This is a genomic window from Telluria sp. B2, assembly GCF_051789535.1.
Classification (GTDB): Bacteria; Pseudomonadota; Gammaproteobacteria; order Burkholderiales; family Burkholderiaceae_D; genus Telluria.
This window is the reverse complement of record NZ_CP196525.1, coordinates 2034677-2054849: the sequence shown is the minus strand read 5'-3', so window position 1 is coordinate 2054849 and position 20173 is coordinate 2034677. Positions and strand designations below refer to the sequence as shown.

General features: G+C 66.5%; 16 protein-coding genes and 1 riboswitch. Of the genes, 10 read left to right on the top strand and 6 right to left on the bottom strand.

The annotated features are described in order from the left end of the window. Nucleotides 1–208: 208 nt before the first annotated feature. Nucleotides 209–1105, bottom strand: a complete 897-nt coding sequence (locus ACSUZJ_RS09200) for a LysR family transcriptional regulator (RefSeq protein ID WP_499415387.1) — start codon at nucleotides 1103–1105, stop codon at nucleotides 209–211. Between the two features lie 99 nt (nucleotides 1106–1204). Between ACSUZJ_RS09200 and ACSUZJ_RS09195 the strand changes: the two genes are divergently transcribed. Together ACSUZJ_RS09195 and dkgB are read left to right on the top strand one after the other, a co-directional pair. After that, the gene (locus ACSUZJ_RS09195; protein WP_499415385.1) at nucleotides 1205–2413 is read left to right on the top strand and encodes an MFS transporter; all 1209 of its coding nucleotides are present in this window, start codon (nucleotides 1205–1207) and stop codon (nucleotides 2411–2413) included. 22 nt (nucleotides 2414–2435) lie between these two features. Next, the gene (gene dkgB / locus ACSUZJ_RS09190; RefSeq protein WP_499415383.1) at nucleotides 2436–3248 is read left to right on the top strand and encodes a 2,5-didehydrogluconate reductase DkgB; all 813 of its coding nucleotides are present in this window, start codon (nucleotides 2436–2438) and stop codon (nucleotides 3246–3248) included. 6 nt (nucleotides 3249–3254) lie between these two features. Here dkgB and ACSUZJ_RS09185 read toward each other — a convergent pair whose 3' ends face one another. Continuing rightward, nucleotides 3255–3953 (bottom strand): glutathione S-transferase, encoded by a 699-nt coding sequence (locus ACSUZJ_RS09185; RefSeq protein ID WP_499415381.1) that lies wholly within the window; start codon nucleotides 3951–3953, stop codon nucleotides 3255–3257. A gap of 262 nt (nucleotides 3954–4215) precedes the next feature. Here ACSUZJ_RS09185 and ACSUZJ_RS09180 point away from each other — a divergent pair, with 262 nt between their 5' ends. Beyond that, entirely contained in the window at nucleotides 4216–5175 is a 960-nt protein-coding gene (locus ACSUZJ_RS09180) for a DUF535 family protein (protein WP_499415379.1), read from the top strand. Nucleotides 5176–5520: 345 nt separating this feature from the next. Then, nucleotides 5521–5619: riboswitch (TPP riboswitch) on the top strand. A gap of 89 nt (nucleotides 5620–5708) precedes the next feature. After that, on the top strand, nucleotides 5709–7841 hold the full coding sequence (locus ACSUZJ_RS09175; protein WP_499415377.1) for a TonB-dependent siderophore receptor: 2133 nt from the start codon (nucleotides 5709–5711) through the stop codon (nucleotides 7839–7841). A 117-nt stretch (nucleotides 7842–7958) separates the two neighbouring features. On the opposite strand, the gene ACSUZJ_RS09170 is transcribed toward ACSUZJ_RS09175, so the two are convergent. Together ACSUZJ_RS09170 and pnuC are read right to left on the bottom strand one after the other, a co-directional pair. After that, nucleotides 7959–8477 (bottom strand): AAA family ATPase, encoded by a 519-nt coding sequence (locus ACSUZJ_RS09170; protein ID WP_499416487.1) that lies wholly within the window; start codon nucleotides 8475–8477, stop codon nucleotides 7959–7961. A gap of 11 nt (nucleotides 8478–8488) precedes the next feature. Beyond that, entirely contained in the window at nucleotides 8489–9082 is a 594-nt protein-coding gene (pnuC, locus tag ACSUZJ_RS09165; protein ID WP_499415375.1) for a nicotinamide riboside transporter PnuC, read from the bottom strand. A gap of 262 nt (nucleotides 9083–9344) precedes the next feature. On the opposite strand from pnuC, the gene ACSUZJ_RS09160 reads away from it, so the two are divergent. Genes ACSUZJ_RS09160 through ACSUZJ_RS09135 form a run of 6 tightly spaced genes read left to right on the top strand, consistent with a single transcriptional unit; the run spans nucleotide 9345 to nucleotide 16557 of the window. Further along, nucleotides 9345–10592 (top strand): efflux RND transporter periplasmic adaptor subunit, encoded by a 1248-nt coding sequence (locus ACSUZJ_RS09160; RefSeq protein ID WP_499415373.1) that lies wholly within the window; start codon nucleotides 9345–9347, stop codon nucleotides 10590–10592. A 22-nt stretch (nucleotides 10593–10614) separates the two neighbouring features. Then, entirely contained in the window at nucleotides 10615–11277 is a 663-nt protein-coding gene (locus ACSUZJ_RS09155) for an ABC transporter ATP-binding protein (RefSeq protein WP_499415371.1), read from the top strand. Nucleotides 11278–11286: 9 nt separating this feature from the next. Then, nucleotides 11287–12534: an ABC transporter permease gene (locus tag ACSUZJ_RS09150; protein ID WP_499415369.1), complete on the top strand. Its 1248-nt coding sequence runs from the start codon at nucleotides 11287–11289 to the stop codon at nucleotides 12532–12534. Then, the gene (locus ACSUZJ_RS09145; RefSeq protein WP_499415367.1) at nucleotides 12534–13733 is read left to right on the top strand and encodes an ABC transporter permease; all 1200 of its coding nucleotides are present in this window, start codon (nucleotides 12534–12536) and stop codon (nucleotides 13731–13733) included. Before ACSUZJ_RS09150 ends, ACSUZJ_RS09145 begins: the two co-directional genes overlap by 1 nt. A gap of 44 nt (nucleotides 13734–13777) precedes the next feature. Then, nucleotides 13778–15169, top strand: coding sequence for a sigma-54-dependent transcriptional regulator (locus ACSUZJ_RS09140; RefSeq protein ID WP_499415365.1), 1392 nt, complete (start codon nucleotides 13778–13780; stop codon nucleotides 15167–15169). Next, a complete protein-coding gene (locus tag ACSUZJ_RS09135; RefSeq protein ID WP_499415363.1) occupies nucleotides 15166–16557 on the top strand; it encodes a sensor histidine kinase in 1392 nt (463 codons plus the stop codon). Before ACSUZJ_RS09140 ends, ACSUZJ_RS09135 begins: the two co-directional genes overlap by 4 nt. 82 nt (nucleotides 16558–16639) lie before the next feature. On the opposite strand, the gene ACSUZJ_RS09130 is transcribed toward ACSUZJ_RS09135, so the two are convergent. Together ACSUZJ_RS09130 and ACSUZJ_RS09125 are read right to left on the bottom strand one after the other, a co-directional pair. After that, a complete protein-coding gene (locus ACSUZJ_RS09130; protein ID WP_499409610.1) occupies nucleotides 16640–17773 on the bottom strand; it encodes an IS481 family transposase in 1134 nt (377 codons plus the stop codon). 254 nt (nucleotides 17774–18027) lie between these two features. Continuing rightward, nucleotides 18028–20172 carry a S46 family peptidase gene (locus tag ACSUZJ_RS09125; protein WP_499415361.1) on the bottom strand — a complete coding sequence of 715 codons (2145 nt, stop codon included), beginning with the start codon at nucleotides 20170–20172 and terminating at the stop codon, nucleotides 18028–18030. Nucleotide 20173 lies beyond the last annotated feature (1 nt).

The following is a 20173-nucleotide window of genomic DNA, read 5'->3' as shown; positions in this document are numbered from 1 at the left end:
TGGCAACGATTTCGCGAGGTCTCAGACATCCAACGGTTCCACGATCGTTCAATAGCGGCGGTTCTTGTCAGTCCAGGCCGCCAGGATTTCTGCCCAGAGGCCAACGTCGCCGAGTTTTTCAACACAATCGGCCTATTGCAGACATCGAAATCATCCAGTATACGGCGTTGTTGCTCTCAGAACAAGCAAACGGTCTTGTCAGGCGCTTTTACTCGTCCAGCACTGTCGCCAGCTCACGCGCCAGGAAGTCGACCAGCGCCGCCACCCGCGGCGCCAGCGCGCCCTGCCTGTAGAACACCGCCCATACCGGCTGCGACCAGGGCAGCGCGGCGTCCGCCAGCACCGGCACCAGGCGTCCCGCCGCCAGGTCGGCGCGGGTGAGGAAGTCCGAGAGCGAGGCGATGCCGGCGCCGGACAGGGCCAGGTGGCGCACCGTCTCGCCGCTCGATGCCGTGACCGCCGGCGCGATCGTGTAGCCCTCGGCGCCATCGTGGCGCAGCGGCCAGGTATTCAGCGATGCCGGCGCCGAGAAGCCCAGCAGGCGGTGCTGCGCCAGCTCGGCCACGCTGGCCGGGGCGCCGTGGCGCTCAAGATAGGCGGGCGCGGCCAGCACGCGGATGCGGCTGGTGCCCAGGCGCCGCGCGTTGAGCGTCGAATCGGGCAACTGGCCGATGCGGATCGCCACGTCCGCCCTTTCCTCGATCAGGTCGACGACGGTCTCGCCGCTGGTCAGTTCGAGCTGCACCAGGGGATAGGCGTCGAGGAAGGCCGGCACCAGGGGCGCCAGCAGGTGGTCGAGCGCCGGCGTGGCCGCGTTCACCCGCACCAGGCCCGAGGGCTGGGAACGGCGCGCGGCCGCTTCCGCCTCGGTGTTGGCGAGGTCGGCCAGCAGGCCGCGGGCACGCTCCAGCAGCCAGGCGCCCTCGTCCGTGAGCTGCAGGCGGCGCGTGGTCCGGTGCAGCAGGGTCAGGCCCAGGTGTTTTTCCAGGCGCGCGATGGTGCGCGACACGCCCGAAGGGGTCTGGCCCAAGCGCTCGGCCGCACCGGAAAACGATCCCGCATCCATGACTGCGGAGAATGCAATCAAGGCCTCTACGTCTATCATTCGTGACTCCCAGTCAAAAGTGTATTGTACGGCAAAGGATTTTTCCGCAGCCGCGAATCGCTCACACTGCAGCCTTTCTTTTCACGGAAGGCTCTTACCATGCCACTCGCACTATGGGCGCTCACGCTGAGCGCCTTCGCCATCGGAACGACGGAATTCGTGATCGTCGGCCTGATTCCCGACGTCGCCGCCAGCCTCGGCGTCTCCTTGCCTTCGGCCGGCCTGCTGGTCAGCCTGTATGCACTCGGTGTCGCCGTCGGCGCCCCGGTGCTGACCGCCCTCACCGCACGCGTGCCGCGCAAGCGCCTGCTGATCGGCCTGATGCTGCTGTTCACCGCCGGTAACCTGGTTGCTTCCGTCGCGCCCGGTTATGCCGCCCTGATGGCTGCGCGCGTGCTCACCGGTCTCGCCCACGGCGTCTTCTTCTCGATCGGCTCGACCATCGCCACCAGCCTGGTGCCGAAGGAAAAGGCGGCGCGGGCAATTGCCCTGATGTTCACGGGTCTCACCGTGGCCCTGGTGACCGGCGTGCCGCTGGGCACCTGGATCGGCCAGCAGTTCGGCTGGCAGTCGACCTTCCTTGCCGTCGCCCTGCTCGGCGTGATCGCGATGATCGGCAGCGCCATCCTGGTGCCGAGCAACATCGGCGGCGCCAAGCCGGCCAGCCTCGCGGCCCAGTTCGCGGTGCTGAAGAAGCCGCGCCTGCTGCTGGTGTATGCCATCACCACGCTCGGCTATGGCGGCTCCTTCGTCGCCTTCACCTATCTCGCCCCGATCCTGCAGGACGTGGCCGGCTTTGCCGCCTCGAGCGTCGGCCTGGTGATGCTGGTGTATGGCGTGTCCGTCGCGGCCGGCAATATCTGGGGCGGACGCCTGGCCGACCGCAAGGGCCCGGTGCGCGCCCTGCAGATCGTGTTCGCCCTGCTCGCCGCCGTGCTCGCCGTACTGACCTTTACCGCGCCGCATCCGGTGCTGGTGGTCGCCACCGTGCTGGCCTGGGGCGCGGTCGCCTTCGGCAACGTGCCCGGCCTGCAGCTCTACGTGGTGCAGCGCGCCGAGAAGGATGCGCCGCAGGCGCTGGACATGGCATCCGGCCTGAACATCGCCGCCTTCAATCTCGGCATCGCCCTCGGCGCTTGGGGCGGCGGCCTCATCGTCGAGAACCTCGGCCTGATGGCCACGCCGCCGATCGGCGCGGCGGTCGTGGCCGGCGCCCTGGCCTTGACCACGCTGGCCGGCCGCCTCGACCGGCGCGACGCCAGCCGTGCTTCCCGGCCGCAGGCGCAGCGTGAAGCGGAACTCGTTTAATTCAACACAAAAAGGACATCACATGAGCAAACAAATCAACATGCCCCACATCGGCGCAGGCACCTTCCGCCTGCAGGGCCAGCAGGCCATCGACAGCGTCGCCAACGCCCTCGACCTCGGCTACCGCCACATCGACACCGCCCAGATCTACGGCAACGAGGCCGAGGTCGGCCAGGCCCTGGCGGACAGCGGCGTGCCGCGCGGCGAGGTCTTCGTCACCACCAAGATCTGGACCGAGAACCTGTCAGGCGGTGCGCTGATCCCCAGCCTGGAAGAGAGCCTGGACAAGCTGCGCGTCGACCAGGTCGACCTGACCCTGATCCACTGGCCCTCGCCCGGCGCGGCGGTGCCGGTGGCAGAGTCGATGCGCGCCCTGATGGAAGCACGCGAGCGCGGCCTGACCCGCGCGATCGGAATCTCGAACTTCACGATCCCGCTGATGGTCGAGGCCATCGACGCGGTCGGCGCAGCGAACATCGCCACCAACCAGGTCGAGCTCCACCCCTACCTGCAGAACCGCGCGGTGGCCGCCTTTGCGCGCGAGCACGGCATCCACGTCACGGCCTACATGCCGCTCGCCTACGGCAAGGTGCTGAGCGACCCGGTCATCCTGGCCATCGCCGAGCGCCTGGCGGCGACGCCGGCCCAGGTGACGCTGGCCTGGCTGCTGGACAAGGGCTATGCCGTGATCCCGTCCTCGACCCGGCGCGCCAACCTCGCGAGCAACCTGGCATCAGGCCGCATCACGCTGGACGCGACGCACATCGCGGCCATCGACGCGCTCGAGCGCGGCGAACGCCTGGTCAGCCCCGACTTTGCGCCGCAGTGGGACTGAGTCCTCTTACGCATCGAGCTCCGGATAGCGCCGGAAGATCCCTTCCTCGTTGAACGGAATGCGCCTGCCTGAAGCGAGGTAGGCAGCGATCCGCGGCCGGACGGCCACGCGTTGCCTCAGCGCGTCGAGTTGGGGATGGCGTTTCAGCTCCCGTCCGGTTGCCTTGGGAAAGGCGTAGTCCAGGCCTTCGAGCACCTGGAACAGCGACAGGTCGGCGTAGGTCAGCTGCGGCCCCAGAAGGTAGTCCTGCTGCCCCAGCACGCGCGCGAAGTAGCCGAGGAACTTGGGGATGCGCTGCGCCGTGAATTCCCGGGCGCGGCGCAGCGCCTCGGCTTTCTGGTCTTCGTAGTAGAGCGAAGCGCCGACCGGATGGTGGGTCTCGTGGGCTTCGCCGACCAGGTCGGCAATCGTCAGCTGCAGCTGGTGGGTCCAGATCCGGCCCGCCGGGTCGCTTGGCGCCAGGCCGTGGCGCTCGCCGAGGAACATCAGGATCGCGGCCGTCTGGCCGATGGTCATGCCGTCGACCCGCAGGAAAGGCGGCGCGAAAGCGGGCCGCGCGTCTTCCTTCAGCGCCGCCATCAGCTTCTCCATGCCTTTCAGTCCGCGCGCCACGTCGACATAGTCGACGCCCGCCTCCTCCAGCGCCAGCCGGACGAATTCGCCGCGGCCCTGGATGCCGGGCCAATAGTACAGTTCGCAAGCCATGGTGTCCTCCGCCGTGATGAACCGGCAGTATCGGACAAAAATCGGCGGGACCGCGCGCCGCTCGTGTTATTCTGGCAAGAAACGAACCGAAGCGTTCGGCAAGAATATGCACACCTGGAGGAGCCATATCGTGGTCGCGAACCGTCGTCTTAGCGCCGAGAAAATTGCTTCAGAGAATCTGTTTCCGTTGAGCAATATCACCGCCAGCGCCGGGCAGGTAGGACACCATAGCGTAAACCATTGCCTTCAACGGAGCGCCACCATGATTTTCGCTCACCTGACCAAACACTGGCTGGCCCGCCGCGGCCATCTGCCCCTCTCTTCGCGCATGATGTCGGTCCTGCGCAGTGCCCGCGTGCTGCTGTTCTGGCGCGACCACGCCGCGCTGTGCCAGCTCGACGTCGTGCGCAATTATGTCGCCGCCAATGCGAGCGACGACGTATTCCACCACTTGAGCCACCGCGATTACCTGGTCAAGGGCCTGAGCAGCCGCCAGCGCGTGCAATGCGTGCTGTCGCACTACCGTTTCGAGGAAACCAGCTTCGACGCCGCCTACAAGCAGGCGGTGTACGCCAGCGGCGGCTTGACCCTGTGGCAGCACGAGGCCAACGGCAGCCATTTCCTGATCCGCCTGGAGATGGCCTCGCGCATGAACGCCGAAGGCGACCTCACCATCGCCCTGGTCGCCGACGGCAAGGTGCTGCACCGGCTGTCCTTCTCCTGGATCGACGGCGCGCTTGCCGGCCTGCCGGCCGGGCTGGTGCCCTTCATCGCGCGCAACCAGGGGCGCTGGACCGATTCCGGCCCGGCCTTCGAGGCTTTCGAGAACGCCTTCCCAAACAACTCGCCCAGCTTCTTCTGCTTTGCGGCGATGCAGGGCGTGGCCCAGGCGGTCGGCGTGGAGCAGGTGGTGGCCGTGAAATGCACCGCCCACATCGCCTACGATCCGCTCGAGGTCAAGCACTTCGCGAATGCCTACGACGGCTTCTGGAAGATCCTCGGCGGGACCGAGATGGCCGGCGATACCTGGCTGATTCCCCTGCCCTTCTACCTGAAACCGCTGGCCGACATGCCATCCAAGCACCGCAAGCGCGCGGCCCAGCGCCGCGAGTACTGGCGCGCGATCGGCGATTCGGCGCGCGCCACGCTGCAGCGCCACCTGCTGCATGCGCGGGCGCACCGGGAGCATGCGGCGCCGCTGCGCGAAGCGGCGGAAGTTTGAGGTTTTCGTAGGGTGGGCTCGTCATTGAGGCCACTGGACTCAATGCCCCCACGCGGTCGTGCCCATGAAAGCCGCAACGCAACCAGAACGCCCTCCACGCAAGTGTTGACATCCAACCCTCGCCGCGTTTGATCACCCCTTGAGACCGCGTGGACACAGGTGTCCACCCTACAACACTCAAGCATCCCGACTCAGCTCATGGCACCGTCTGCTCAACCGGCGAGACCGCGTGGGCTCAAGAGCCCACCCTAAGACACCCCGGATGCTCGACGGTATCGGGTCAAGCGCCGGCAACCCCGTCAATTGACAGAACCACCACATCCTCAAAAACCCGTGGTACACTCGCGCCTTCGCTAGGGGTCCTGGAATTCGCGTTCCGGGTGAGAGATACCCTTCGTACCTGATCTGGATAATGCCAGCGAAGGAAAGCGCAACGCAGTTCCTACCCTTGTTTGCCCTTCCCCCACGTTGGCTCCGGCTTTTTTCAAAGCAGTGCGCCATCGACAACGTGGCGTGCGAAAACGAGCAAACCAATGAAACCTGTCTTCAAGCATTCCCTCCTCGCCTGCGCCATCGCACAGGCGTTCAGCGCTTCCGCATCGGCACAGACCGTGCAGACCGAGCAGCCGATCGCATCGGTCGTCGTCACCGGCAGCAAGTGGACGGTCAGCGACCGCGCCAGCGTCGGCGGCTTCGCCGAGATGTCGATCATGGACACCCCGGCCTCGATCAGCGCCTTCGGCCGCGAGCAGATGCAGAACCTGGCTATCCGCAGCGCCACCGACGCGCTGGCCTACGACGCCTCGGTCGGCGACGCCTACAACGCGGTCGGCTACGCCGAGCAGTTCTCGGTGCGCGGCTTCATGCTGAACAATAACTCGGGCTACCGCAAGGACGGCATCGCCATTCCCGCGGATACGCAAATCCCGCTGGAGAACAAGGAACGCCTGGAACTGCTGAAGGGCGTGGCCGGCATGCAGGCGGGCCTGGCGGCGCCGGGCGGCATCCTGAACTTTGTTACCAAGCGCCCGACCGACACCCCGTTGCGTTCGGTGACCGTGGAAGCGCGCGAGCGCGGCACGCTGTACGGCGCCGTCGACCTGGGCGGCCGCTTCGAGGACAAGCGCTTCGGCTACCGCGTGAATGCCGCCGCCGAACGCCTGCGCTCCTACGTGGAAGGCGCGGACGGCAAGCGCCAGTTCGTGTCCGGCGCCTTCGACTGGCAGATCAGCCCCGACGCGCTGTTGCAGCTCGATGCCGATTTCCAGCACAAGGAACAGATCACCGCCCCCGGCTACCAGCTCATTCGCGGCGTCGAACTGCCGCGCGGCGTCTCGGCCAAGACCCTGCTCAACGCCCAGCCCTGGACCAAACCGGTCGACACCGACAGCGCCAATTTCGGCCTGCGTTTCGACTACCGCCTGAACGCCGACTGGCGCGCCACGGTCACCGCCAACAAGCACTGGTTCAAGCGCGACGACTACACGGCCTTCCCTTACGGCTGCAGCAACGAGGGCGAAGGTTTCTACCCGGGCTACTGCTCGAACGGCGACTACGACGTGTACGACTACCAGAGCGTGGGCGAGCGCAAGACCCCGTTCGGCGTCCAGGCCCAGGTCCAGGGCCGCTTCGCGCTAGGGGGCCTGCGCCACGTGTTCACCGCCGGCCTCGGCTACGCCGAGCGCCACAACAGCTACGGCGACTACGTCTACGACTACGCCGGCTACAGCAACATCTACAACAACCTGGTCGTCGACCCGGCGCCGGGCAACCCGACCACCGGCCCGGTCTCGGAACGCTTCACCGAGCGCGAGCGTTCGCTCTTCGTGCAGGACATCGTGACCCTGACGCCGGACCTGACCCTGCACGCGGGCTTGCGCTACACGAAGATAGCCAGCACCCAGACGCCTGAACTCGAACTGGGGCCGACCTCGAGCAAGGACGATTACCTGCTGCCGAGCGTTTCGCTGGTCTACAGTGTGACGCCGAGCTGGAACGTGTACGGCACCGTCGCCCACGGCCTGCAGTCGGGCGGCGTCGCCGAAATGGAAACGACCAACCAGAACCAGGACCTGGGCCCGAACCGCTCGAAGCAGTTCGAACTCGGCACCAAGGGCCGCTTCGGCGACGTGGCGGTCACTGCGGCGCTGTTCCAGATCAGCACCGGCCTGGAATACGTGAACGAAGCGAACACCTTTGTCCGCAATGGCGACCAGAAGCACCGCGGCTTCGAGCTGGCGGCCCAGCGCACCAGCGGCGCCCTGACCTACGGCGCCACCCTGATGGCGCTGCGCGCGAAGCAGGAAGGCACGGGCGACGCGCGCTACGACGGCAAGCGCGTCACCAACGTGCCAGAACTGAAGACCACGCTGTGGGCCGACTACGCGGTGCCCGCGGTGCCGGGCCTGAAAGTCAGCGGCCAGTGGCAGTACGCCGGCAAGAAATCCTTCGATCCGGAGAACACGGTCTACGTGCCGGGCTACCACGTGTTCGGCCTGGGCGCGGCCTACGGCATGAAGATGGGGAGCACGAACGTGACCCTGCGTGCACGCGTCGACAACCTGTTCGACAAGTTCTACTGGCGCGACGTCACCCAGCAACTGGGCGGCTACCTGCTGCCGGGCGCGCCGCGCACCTTCCGCGTGTCCGCGCAGTTCGACTTCTAGTTCGACTTCTGACTTAGAGCGCCTAACAAGACCGTCAGGGCAAGGCGCAGCGCCGAAGACAGTACGAGAGTACGGCGAGGCGCTGCAACGCAGCCATGGCGATTTTGTTAGGCGCTCTTAGAGCGCTTCCAGCGCTCGCTCCACCTGCCGCAGCCGCTGCGGCAGGTCCCCTTCTATCAGCACGAAGGGAATGCCCCTCTCGTTCAGCTCGGCCAGCACCATCCGGTGCACCATCTCGCGCACCTCTTCCGATTCGCGCTGCAATCCGTCCGGCGTCCACGGGGTATCGGTCGCGGTGACCAGGGTCAGCGCGTAGTCGTGGCTGCGCGCCAGTTCCGCCAGTTGCGCATCCACCCTGCCCCAGTAGACGCGGCTGTACAAGGCCGTCATCAGCGGCGTGGTGTCGCAGAACAGGTAGCGCTTCGCGCGCGCGGCGGCGGCTTCCTCGCGCTCGCGCTGGGTGCGCGCGATGCCGAACTGGTCGCTTTCAAAAGGCACGCGTCCCATCGTGTCGACGAATTCGCGCAGGTATTCCGGCACCCAGATGGTGCCGTAACGCTGGGCCAGCGCCTCGCACAGGGTCGACTTGCCGCTCGACTCGGCGCCGAGGACGGCGATGCGCAGGACCGTGTCCATCACACGCGCGCTCATCGCGCCACCCGCGCGATGTTGCTCCAGGCGCGCAGCCCGCGCGCCGCCAGCAGCACGAACACGGCGTACAGCACGGCCGTCACATGCAGGTCCTTGAACAGGTAGAGGCCCACGTAGAGCACGTCGACCACGATCCACACGGTCCAGTTCTCGACCTTCTTGCGCGCCAGCAGGAGCTGTCCGACCAGGCTGCCGGCGGTGAGGAAGCCGTCCATGTGCGGCACGTCGGTATTCGTGTAGTTCTTCAGGAACCAGGACAGCAGGAAGAAGGCCGCGCCCCAGCCCGCGATGGCCCAGGCCCAGCCCGCCCTGTCGAGCCGCGTGACCACCAGGCGGGTCTCCCCGGCGCCGCGCAGCCACTGGGTCCAGCCCCAGATCGAGGCCGCGATGAACACCAGCTGCAGGCCGCTGTCGCCGTACAGGCGCGCGTCGAAGAACACCACGGCATAGGTCGCGGACGAGGCGATCGAGAACAGCCAGGCCCAGTGGTTCTGGCGGACGTTGAGCAGCACGGTCGTCACCGCCAGGGCAAACGAGATCAGTTCGAGGGGCGTGGTGCTGAAACCGAGGACGGCGAGTGTTTCGTTCATGCGGGCGATTCGATGGAAGGCGGGGACCGTGCGCGGACGGGACCATGGATGCATTCGGTGCTGCATTGCGCGTGCAGGCTGCGCCGCAGGTCAGCAGGCGATTATGCGAGCTGGCGCCGGAATGCGCAAGCCGAACCGTCCGGATCCGGACACCATTGTTCGCAGCCGGGCAGGTCCATGGCCTTGCACGCCCGCCGTACGGGGCAAAGCGGGCTGGCACGGCCCTTGCAATAAGGAGAACGACAACAATCAAGCACGCATCATGGACCAGGCTCTCGACCCCGCTTTCCTCCTCCGCCGCCGGCGCATCCGCATCCTTGCCGGCGTTCTCCTGTTCGCCGGTTTCGTGGCCGCCTGCTGGGGCGTCAACCGCGTGCTGCGGCCCAGCGTCGACGCCGCCGACATCGTCGTCTCGACGGTGCGCCGCGGCGACGTCGCCAACACCGTCAATGCCGCCGGCGTCGTCATTCCCGTGCACGAGGAAGTCGTAGCCAGCCCGGTCGTCAGCCGCGTGTCCAGGGTGCACGCCAAGCCGGGCCAGCAGGTCAAGGCCGGCGAGCTGCTGCTGGAACTGGACGACCGCGAGATCCGCCTCGCGCTCGACGCCCTGCAGGAGCAGCTGGCGCAGCAGGAAAACCGCATCGCCCTGCTGAAGGTGGAACTGGAACAGAAACACAAGCAGCTCGCCAGCGCCATCGAACTGCTCGAACTCGACCTGCTGTCGGCGCGCGCCCGCCACGAGCGCAACCAGAAGCTGCGCCAGAGCGGCCTGGTGTCGGGCGAAGACCTGCTGGGGGCGGAACTGAACGTGAAGCGCACCGAGATCCAGCTGCGCCAGCAGCGCGAGCAGATCGCCGACAGCCGCCGCGCCACCGCTGGCAGCGTCGATGCGGCCAACCTGCAGAAGGAGATCCTGAAAAAGCAGATCGCCCAGCAGGAACGCCTGCTGGCCCAGGCGAAGGTTACCGCGCCGTTCTCCGGCATGCTGACCTCGCTGGTGCAGGAGGAAGGCGCCAGCGTGGCGGCCGGCCAGCTGCTGGCGCGCGTGTCGGAACTGAACAACTACCGCGTCGAGGCGACCCTCTCGGACTTCCATGCGCGCCTGCTGGCGCCCGGCCAGCATGTTCGCGTCGAGCAGAACGGCGAGCGGCTCGCCGGGCGCGTGCACACCATCCTGCCCGAGATCCAGAACGGCACCGTCAAGCTGCTGATCGACCTGGACCAGCCGCATCACCCTCTGCTGCGCAACAAGATGCGGGTCGACGTCAACATCGTCACCGACCAGAAGAACGGCGCCCTGGTGCTCGACGCCGGCGAAGCCTTCAACGGCAGCGGGAGCCAGCCGGCCTTCGCCGTGCTGGACGGCGTGGCGCGCAAGACCACCCTGCAGCTGGGCAGCAGCGACGGCAAGCTGGTCGAGGTGGTGTCGGGCGCACGCCCGGGCGAGCGCTTCATCGTCTCGAACACCCGCGCCTTCAAGGACCTGGACAGCATCCGCATCAACGACTAACGAATATAACAAAGGGAAAACCATGATCAGACTGAACAAGGTCAGCAAGACCTACCGCACCGACAAGGTGGAAACCCTGGCCGTGAAGGACGTCGACCTGCACGTGAAAAAAGGCGAATTCGTCGCCATGATGGGCCCCAGCGGCTGCGGCAAGAGCACCCTGCTGAACCTCATCGGCCTGCTCGACCGCCCGGGCCAGGGCAGCATCGAGGTCGAGGGCATCCCGATCACGCGCTACCGCGACAGGCAGGTGGCGAAGCTGCGCAACGCCACCTTCGGCTTCATCTTCCAGAGCTTCCACCTGATCCCCGACCTGCGCGTGATCGACAACGTCGAGCTGCCCCTGCTCTACCGCAGCATGGCGGCCGGCGAGCGGCGCCGGCTGGCGAAGGAAGCCCTGGAAAAGGTGGGCCTGGGTGCACGCATGGACCACTTCCCGAACCAGCTCTCGGGCGGCCAGCAGCAGCGCGTGGCGATCGCCCGCGCCATCGTCGGCCAGCCCCAGGTCCTGCTGGCCGACGAGCCGACCGGCAACCTCGACAGCAAGATGGGCGCGGAAGTGATGGACATCCTGCTCAAGCTGAACGAGGAAGGCACGACGGTGGTCATGGTCACCCACGACGAGCAGGAGGCGCGCCGCACCAGCCGCATCGTGCGCGTGTTCGACGGCCAGCTGGTCGCGTAAGGAGAGGCCATGCTCCGCAATTATCTTCTCACCGCATGGAAGGTGTTCATGCGCCGCAAGCTGTTCACGGCGATCAACCTGCTGTGCATCGTGCTCACCCTGGTCGTGCTGATGGTGGTCGCCTCGCTGCTGGAAACCGCCTTCCGTCCGTCCGGCGTCGAGGGCAAGAGCGAGCGCTTCCTGCAGGTGTTCATGATGCGCATGGATAACCCGGAAGCCGGGCGCCGCAGCAATACGCCGCTCGGCTACAAGCTGATCGACAAGTACCTGAAGCCCATGCCCGGCGTCGAGCGCGTCGCCGCCGTGACCCTGCCCAGCGGGGTCTCGGTGTACCAGGGCGAACGCGTGAGCGAAATGCAGATGCGCCGCGCCGACGCCGACTACTGGCAAGTGCTGGACTTCCGCCTGCTGGCGGGGCGCCTGCCGAACGCCGGCGACGATGCTGCGGGACGCATGATCGCGGTGCTCAATGCCACGACCGCGCGCCGCCTGTTCCCGGGCGAGCCAGGCGCGGCGATCGGCCAGCGCATCGACGTCGGCGGCCAGCACTTCGAGGTCGTCGGCGTGGTGGAGGACGCGATGCACCTGAACGCCTTCGCCGACATCTGGGCGCCGATCAGTACCTTCGCTTCGTCCGACTACCGCAACCAGCTGACGGGCATGTTCGTCGCGCTGATCCTGGCCGAGCGCGCGGCCGACCTGCCGCGTATCCGCAGCCAGGTCGAGCAGATCGCGAAAGGCGTGGTGCACGACGACCCGAAGGAATGGACGCGGATCCGCTTCTGGGCCGACAGCAAGCTCGACCTGTTCGCGCGCCTGACGATCGGCAGCGACGAGGTGGCCGACTCCGGCGCCGGCACGCTGCTGGCCGTGATCGCGGTGGGGATGGTGCTCTTCATGCTGCTGCCGGCCCTGAACCTGGTCAACCTGAACACGGGCCGCATCATGGAACGCCGGGCCGAGATCGGCGTGCGCAAGGCCTTCGGCGCCACCAGTACCCAGCTCGCGGTCCAGTTGGTGGTCGAGAACGTGCTGCTGTGCCTGGCCGGCGGCCTGATCGCGCTGGCAGCCACCGCCGGCGTGCTGGCCTGGCTGGAGAGCGTGCAGTTGATCTCCTACCTGAAGGTCGACCTGAACCTGGCCGTCTTCGGCTGGGGCATGCTGATCGCCACCGTCTTCGGCCTCATCTCCGGCGTGCTGCCCGCCTGGAAGATGTCGCGCCTAGACCCCGTCCACGCCCTGAAGGGAGCCGTCTGATGTTCCGCCACCTGTTGAAACTGACCTGGAAGCGCAAGTCCAGGAACCTGATGCTGAGCCTCGAAATCCTGATCGCCTTTGCCATCGTGTTCGCCGTGGCCGCCTTCGCGGTGCGCTACTGGCAGCTGTACCGCATGCCGCTCGGCTTCGAGAGCGCGGACGCCTGGTCGGTGACGATCCAGGCCGGCGACGACGGCAAGGAACGCTTCGGCGCCGGCGTCTACGACAGCTTCCGGCGCGGCCTGCTCGAGCTGCCGGAAGTGAAAGCGGTCGGCTTTGCCAGCTTCGCGCCCTACTCCATGTCCACCATCAGCTCGGACATGCGGCGCGACAGCAAGGCCGGGGACGTGGACACCGAGCTGATCGAGGCCGACGACGGCCTGGCAAATGTGCTCGGCCTGAAACTGAGCGAGGGGCGCTGGTTCTCGGATCTCGACAACGGCGGTGCGGCGCGCGCGGTGGTGATCAACCGCCGCATGGCCGAGGCCATGTTCCCCGGCGAGCGCGCGGTCGGCCAGCAGTTCATCGACGGCGAAGGCGCCAAGCCGGCAGCAAGCTACCGCGTGGTCGGCGTGGTCGAGGAGTTCCGTGCCAAGGGCGAGCTGGACGTGCCCGTGAATTTCGCCTTTACCCGCTTCGAAGCCGGCAAGAACGGCAGCGACGCGCGCACCATCCTGCTGAAGGTGAAACCCGGCACCCAGCGCGACTTCGAAACGCGCCTGAGCCGGCGCCTGAAACTGATCCGCAACGACTGGTCCTACCAGATCGCGCCGCTCTCCACGACGCGCAAGACCATGCTCCACACGCAGGCCACGCCACTGGTCGTGGTCGGCGTGATCGCCGCCTTCATGCTGGTGATGGTGGCCTTCGGCCTGTTCGGCGCCCTGTGGCAGAACACCACCGCCCGCATTCCCGAGATCGGCCTGCGCCGCGCGATCGGCGCCAGCGCCGGCCAGATCTACCGCCAGATCGTGCTCGAACAGTTCATGCTCAGTTCCATCGCCATCGTGCTCGGCCTGGTCCTGCTGGTGCAGCTGCCGCTCACCGGCGTGCTCGGCGAAAGCCTGAACTGGACGGTCTTTGCGGCGGCCTCGGCACTGTCGATGCTGGTCATCTATCTGCTATCCTTGCTGTGCGCCCTGTACCCGGGCTGGCGCGCCAGCCGCCTGAGCCCGACCGAAGCGCTGCACTACGAGTAGCACGAAGCGACAAGAAGAACAGCAAGAAGAGAGACACATCCACGATGGAAGCAACACGCATTCCGCGCGTCCTGGTCGTCGACGACGATGGCGCGGTCCAGGTTTCGCTGGCCCTGCTGCTCAAGCAATCCGGCTTCGACACCGCCTGCTGCAACGGCCCGCAACAAGCACTGGCGCTGCTGGCGGGCGAATCCTTCGACCTGGTCCTGCAGGACATGAACTTCTCGCTGCAGACCAGCGGCGCCGAAGGGCTGGCGCTGCTGGCCGAGATCCGCCAGCGCCACCCCGCCCTGCCGGTGCTCCTGATGACCGCCTGGGGGTCGATTGCGCTGGCGGTCAGCGGCATCAAGGCCGGCGCCGCCAATTTCTTCACCAAGCCCTGGGACAATGCCCAGCTGGTGGAACTGGTGCGCGCCACGCTGGAACTGGCCGGCGCACCAGGCGGCGGCCCGACGCGCAAGTCGCTCGACAGCCAGTTCGACTTCGGCGGCATCGTCGGCGAGCACCCGAAGCTGCTGCGGGTGCTCGCCACGATAGGCCAGGTCGCGCGCACCCGCGCCCCGGTGCTGATCCTCGGCGAGAGCGGCACCGGCAAGGAGCTGGTGGCCGACGCCATCCACCGCAACAGCCCGCGCGCAGACCAGCCCATCGTCAAGATCAACATGGGCGCGATCACGCCGACCCTGTTCGAGAGCGAGATGTTCGGCCACGTGCGCGGCGCCTTCACCGACGCGCGCAGCGATCGCAAGGGCCATGTCGCCAGCGCCGACGGCGGCACCCTGTTCCTCGACGAGATCGGGGAGCTGAACCGCGGCGACCAGGTCAAGCTGCTGCGCGTGCTGCAGGACCAGCGCTACCAGCCGGTCGGCGCCAGCCGCAGCGAGCAGGCCGATATCCGCGTGGTGTCGGCCACCAACCGCGAGCTGGCCGAACTGGTGGCCGCCGGCGAATTCCGCGAAGACCTGTTCTACCGACTGAACCTGATCACGATCCGCCTGCCGCCGCTGCGCGAACGGCGCAGCGACATTCCGCTGCTGGCGCGCCACATCGCCGCCACGGTGGCCGACAGCTACGGCCTGGGTGAGGTCAGCCTGACGGGCGGCGCGCTCGAATGGCTGTCGGCCCAGCCCTGGCCGGGCAACATCCGCCAGCTCAGGCAGACGCTCGAACGCACCCTGCTCCTGGCCGGCAAGGCCCAGCTGACGGGGGCCGACTTCGCCGCCGGCCAGCATGACGAAGGAACGAATGCCCCACGCTTGGGCGTGGACGGCATGACGCTCGAGCAGGTCGAGCGCCACATGATCGAACAGGCGCTGGACCAGCATGGCGGCAACATCACGCGCGTGGCCAGGACGCTGGGCCTGTCGCGCAGCGCCCTGTACCGCCGCCTGGAACGGCACGGCCTGGCCGAACCCGGCAGCGGCGAGGCCGAATGAACCTGCGCCTGCGCCTGGGCGCCTACCTGCTCGTCCTGCACCTGCTGCTGTTCGGCGCCGCGGCCCTGCTCCTGATCGAACGGCCGCTGCTGTTCGTGACCGCCGAGGCGCTGCTGCTGGCCAGCCTGGCGGTCGGCTTCGTCCTGCTGCGCCAGGCCCTGGAACCGCTGGGCTATACGCGCCGCTTCCACGACCTGCTGCAGGACCAGCACTACGCCAACCGCCTGGCCGCCCCACGCTCCGGCGAGCTCGAGGAACTGGTCGCCATGTTCAACACCATGCTGGCCGCCCTGCACCGCGAGCGCCTGGCCGCCGGCGAGCAGCAGGGCTTCCTCGACCGCCTGCTGGAAGCCACGCCGAGCGCGGTGCTGGTCTTCGACTTCGACGGCGCGATCAGCCTGGTCAATGCCAGCGCCCTGGCGCTGCTCGGGATCGAAGATCCCCAGGGCCGGCCGCTGCGTGCCTGGCTCGCGGGCGAGGCGCCGCTGGCACGGGGTCTGGACGAGCGCGCGCGCGAGCGCAGCCTCGACCTGATCGCCCAGCTCGACGCCCTGCCCCAGGGCGACAGCCGCCTGCTGACCGACACCGCCGGGCGCCGCTACCGCGCCCAGCGCGGCCAGTTCTACGACCGCGGCTTCGCGCGCCACTTCCTGATGGTCGAAGAACTGACGATGGAGCTCGAGGATTCCGAGCGCGCCACCTACGCCCGACTGGTGCGGGTGCTGGCCCACGAGGTCAACAACACGGTGGCGGCCACCCGCTCGGTGCTCGATTCCCTGCTGTTCTACCGCGGCCAGCTCGCCGCCCAGGACGGCGCCGACTTCGCCACGGCGATCGAGGCGGTCAAGCGGCGCAACGTCAGCCTGGGCGAATTCATCGACCGCTTCACACGCGTGGTCAAGATGCCGGCGCCGGAGCTGCGCCCGGCGAACATCAGGGACATGGTCGACGACATCTTCTGGCTCAACCGCGAACAGTGCGCCAGCCGCGGCATCCGGCTCGGCTGGCGCCGTTGCGAGGCGGTGCCGGCGGTGGCGATGGATGCGCAGCTGATGGAACAGGCCCTGCTCAACGTGGTCAAGAACGCAATCGAGGCGGTGGCGGCGCGCCAGGCGGCCGGCGCGGCAGGTGGCCATGTCGAGCTGTCGCTGGAAGCCAATGGCGGCGAGGTGGTGCTGGCAGTGCTCGACTCGGCCGACCTGCTTGGCGAGGTGCCGCCGCGCCAGCTGTTCACGCCCTTCTTCAGCACCAAGCAGGGCGGCCAGGGCATCGGCCTGATGTTCGTGCGCGAGGTGTTGATGCGGCACGGGTTCGCCTATTCCCTCGCTTCGACGGGGCAAGGCGAGACGCGGTTCGAGATCCGGTTTCGAGCCACGGCGGCCGCGTAACCCGTAGGGTGGGCGCCCTGTTTAGCACAGGGACATAGGTAACACCTGTCTAGAGACATGGGTAACACTGCGTGGTGCTATTTTAGCTGCTGGTGAGGTCGATCTGTGCAACCTGTTGGTGGCAGAAGATGACGTTGAAGACGCCGTCCTGATCCGTCGCTCTGATTGCCACAGGCTCTTGGTACAAACCTTCACCCACAAAGTAACTGCGGCCCTTGAAATTGATCTGGCCGTGCCGCTGTACGGTACGCACGATGTCGCCGTCGTCATATTCGATCGGCGGCAGGTGGGATGGAAAACTGCGCGCACTGGGCTGGTAGCGGGTGGCGGGAGCTTTTTGTCCCAGTGCCTCGTGGGGACGAATCAGGTTGTATTGGTCGCGCCAGGCATCGAAGGCCTCCTGGCACGCGGCAAGCGAGCCATAACCGTAGCGCTCCAGGAGTTCGCGCTTGAGCGTTCGATGAAACCGCTCGTCCTTGCCCTGCGTTTGCGGATGGTGCGGACTGCTATGGCTGACGCGGATACCCAGGCGTACCAGCCACACCTCGAGCCGCGAGATGGATTTATGCCCGGCTGTTCCCCAAGGCGCACCGTTGTCGCAGGTAATGCGCTGCGGCAGTCCATATTTTTGAAACGTCCTTGTAAGCACAGCCTTTGCCTGCGGGCCGTCTTCGCCCGAGCACGCAGCCAGACACAGCGAAAAGCGGGAGTGATCATCCAGTACTGTCAACGGATGGCAGCGGCCGGCCGCTGCATTGGTCAAGGCAAAATGGCCTTTGAAATCCATCTGCCACAAGCTGTTCGGTTCCTCGTGTTCGAAGCGTCCCTTGGCAGGCTTGGTCTGGCTGACATGAGGCACTAGTTGGCGCCCATGCCGTCTCAAAATGGCAGCAATGGTGTTTGGATGCGGTTTGCCCGCGGTCTCGGGGAGCAGTGCTTTGAGCTTGCGGGCACCCCAGCAGGGATACTTGTCGTGCAGGGCCAGCACTGCCGCCTCCAACTCGGCACCGCATCGCTTGGGCGACGACAGAGGACGGCGTGAGCGCTCTTGCAGCCCTTCTGGGCCGTGCTTCCGATACAAATCGAGCCACTTGTAGCCAGTCTTTCGGCTGACGCCGAAAGACTGGCAAAGCGCTGTCATGTTGCTGTCAGACGCATCCGCCAGCATGGCAAATTCAAGACGAGAGGACATACGGGAACTTTCCTTCCAAGGCATCGCACACTCCACTTGTTAGCTGTGCAATGATCATAAAAGGTGTTACCTATGTCTCTAGACAAGTGTTACCTATGTCTCTGTGCTGAACACGCCCCGTGCCCACGGGTGATAGTTTGCGGCGGGATCATTTGGCACGATATCGGAGACGATAACGAACAAGGTGGCCACGGGGCGCCCACCCTACATATGAAAAACCGCGGCCGGATCGCTCCGGCCGCGGTTCTTCGACTGATCAGGTCCGATTATTTCTTCGCTTACTTTTTCGGGTACTTGATCGTCATTTCCTTGAGCAGGTTGTCGGCCCCGTCGACTTCCTTCATCACCCACAGCATGTAGCGGATGTCGACGTGGATGGCGCGCGTGATGGCCGTGTCGAAGTACCAGTCCTTGGTGATCGACTCATAGGTCGAGTCGAAGTTCAGGCCGACCAGCTCGCCGCGCTTGTTCATCACGGCCGAACCCGAGTTGCCGCCGGTGGTGTCGGCGCTCGACAGGAAGTTGACCGGCACGGTATTCAGCACCGGGTCCTTGAACACACCGTAGCGCTTTTCCAGCACCGCCTTCTTCAGCGCGGCCGGGACCAGGAAGGGATCCTTGTCGGTTTCCTTCTCGACGATGCCTTCGACCGTGGTGAACGGGCCCTTGACCAGGCCGTCGCGCGGCGAGTACGGCGAGACGGTGCCGTAGGTGACGCGCAGGGTCGAGTTGGCGTCCGGGTAGACCGGTTTACCCTGCGACTTCTTCCATGCGATGACGGCGGACATGTATTGCGGGATGGTGCGGTCCAGGTTGCCGTCGATGTCCTTGCGACGATTCTCGAGCGAGCCGGCGACTTCGTTCAGGCGCACGGCCAGCTGGATGAAAGGATCGTTGGACTTGCGGAAGGCCTCCACGTCCGCGTTCATCCAGGCCAGGCGCCTGGCGGTATCGGCCAGTTCGGTGCCCTTGTAGAAGGCGTCCAGGTTGGCGGCGTTCGGCACCAGGGCGTCCAGGCCCTGCGGACGCAGCTTCTGGTCGAGCTTCGCATAACGTTGCAATGCCGCGGCCCAGCGGGCCTGGTCGACGGCAGGCACGAAGGACTGCTCGAGGCGGGTCAGGCGCGCCTTGATGAAGGACAGGTCGCGTTCCTGGTAGCCGGCGTCGCGCTGGGCGTCCGGCTTCTGGCGTTCCTGGGCCAGGCGGTACAGGGTGCGCGCGCTCTTGAGCAGGTCGCTGTGGGTCGCTTCGAGATAGGCGGCTTCCTCGCGCGAGAGCGCCATGTCCGACGCGATCACGGCGTCCAGGTCGGCCAGCAGGTTGCCCGCGCTGCCCGCACTTCCGTTCTTGCCGTACCAGGCGCGGAACTCGGCGTCCTGCACGTCCTTGATGGCGGCGATGTCCTTGCGGGCGAAGCCGTCGAGCAGGCCCTGGGTCTTCTTGAGCACGTTGTTCAGGCTCTTGGCCACGCTGGCGTAGCGCACGTCCCAGGCGGCGTTGCCCTTCGTGGCGGCCGCGATCACGTCCAGGTCGGCGGTGATGGTGGCGACCTTGGCCGGATAGTCGACGTCGCGGGCGAAGCGGATCTCCGACGGCAGCTTGTAGCGGCTGGTGCGGCCCGGGTAGCCGGCCAGCAGGATCGGATCGCCGTTCTTCAGGCCTTCGCTTGATACGACCAGGAAGTCCTTCGATTTATACGGCACGTTGTTCGGCGAGGGATCGGCCGGACGACCGTCGGGTCCGACGTAGGCGCGCAGGAAGCTGTAGTCGCCGGTCTGGCGCGGCCACTCGTAGTTGTCGATGTCGCCGCCGAAGTTGCCGATCTTGTCCGACGGCGCGTACACCAGGCGCACGTCGCGGATCATCAGCTGCTTGATGCGGTAGTACTCGAGGCCGCGGTGGAAGGCCGGCACCGAGCAGCGGTAGGCCTTGTCGCTCTCGCACTCGGCGATCAGGGCCTTGATGCGCGAGGCAATCGCTTCGCTGCGCTCGCGGCCGGTCATGCTGCCACCCAGGCCTTTCAGGACGCGATCGGTGACGTTCTCGACCTTCTCGGTCACATAGACCAGGGTGTTCGGGCCGCCCGGCAGTTCCTCGGCGCGGGTTTTGGCCAGGAAGCCGTCGACGATGTAGTTCTTTTCCGGGGTCGCATTGCGCTGGATGGCGCCGTAGGCGCAGTGGTGGTTGGTGACCACCAGGCCCTCGGGCGAAACGAAGGACGCCGAGCAGCCGCCCAGCGAGACGATCGCGCTCATCGGATGCTTCGACAGGTCGGCCAGCTTCTCGGCCGGCATCGTGATGCCGATGCGTTTCAGTTCGGATTTCAGCTGCGGCAGCTGGTGCGGTTGCCACTGGCCTTCGTCGGCGACGGCATGGGCCGCAACGCCCAACAGGGCGGCGGGCAGGACGATGGATTTGAACAAG

Bases quoted from the DNA above. Each gene is read 5' to 3' on its own strand.
- ACSUZJ_RS09200 (WP_499415387.1), bottom strand. From the start codon at position 1,105: ATGATAGACGTAGAGGCCTTGATTGCATTCTCCGCAGTCATGGATGCG.
- ACSUZJ_RS09160 (WP_499415373.1), top strand. From the start codon at position 9,345: ATGGACCAGGCTCTCGACCCCGCTTTCCTCCTCCGCCGCCGGCGCATC.
- pnuC (WP_499415375.1), bottom strand. From the start codon at position 9,082: ATGAACGAAACACTCGCCGTCCTCGGTTTCAGCACCACGCCCCTCGAA.
- ACSUZJ_RS09135 (WP_499415363.1), top strand. From the start codon at position 15,166: ATGAACCTGCGCCTGCGCCTGGGCGCCTACCTGCTCGTCCTGCACCTG.
- ACSUZJ_RS09170 (WP_499416487.1), bottom strand. From the start codon at position 8,477: ATGGACACGGTCCTGCGCATCGCCGTCCTCGGCGCCGAGTCGAGCGGC.
- ACSUZJ_RS09185 (WP_499415381.1), bottom strand. From the start codon at position 3,953: ATGGCTTGCGAACTGTACTATTGGCCCGGCATCCAGGGCCGCGGCGAA.
- ACSUZJ_RS09195 (WP_499415385.1), top strand. From the start codon at position 1,205: ATGCCACTCGCACTATGGGCGCTCACGCTGAGCGCCTTCGCCATCGGA.
- ACSUZJ_RS09155 (WP_499415371.1), top strand. From the start codon at position 10,615: ATGATCAGACTGAACAAGGTCAGCAAGACCTACCGCACCGACAAGGTG.
- ACSUZJ_RS09130 (WP_499409610.1), bottom strand. From the start codon at position 17,773: ATGCCTTGGAAGGAAAGTTCCCGTATGTCCTCTCGTCTTGAATTTGCC.
- ACSUZJ_RS09175 (WP_499415377.1), top strand. From the start codon at position 5,709: ATGAAACCTGTCTTCAAGCATTCCCTCCTCGCCTGCGCCATCGCACAG.
- ACSUZJ_RS09145 (WP_499415367.1), top strand. From the start codon at position 12,534: ATGTTCCGCCACCTGTTGAAACTGACCTGGAAGCGCAAGTCCAGGAAC.
- dkgB (WP_499415383.1), top strand. From the start codon at position 2,436: ATGAGCAAACAAATCAACATGCCCCACATCGGCGCAGGCACCTTCCGC.
- ACSUZJ_RS09180 (WP_499415379.1), top strand. From the start codon at position 4,216: ATGATTTTCGCTCACCTGACCAAACACTGGCTGGCCCGCCGCGGCCAT.
- ACSUZJ_RS09150 (WP_499415369.1), top strand. From the start codon at position 11,287: ATGCTCCGCAATTATCTTCTCACCGCATGGAAGGTGTTCATGCGCCGC.
- ACSUZJ_RS09140 (WP_499415365.1), top strand. From the start codon at position 13,778: ATGGAAGCAACACGCATTCCGCGCGTCCTGGTCGTCGACGACGATGGC.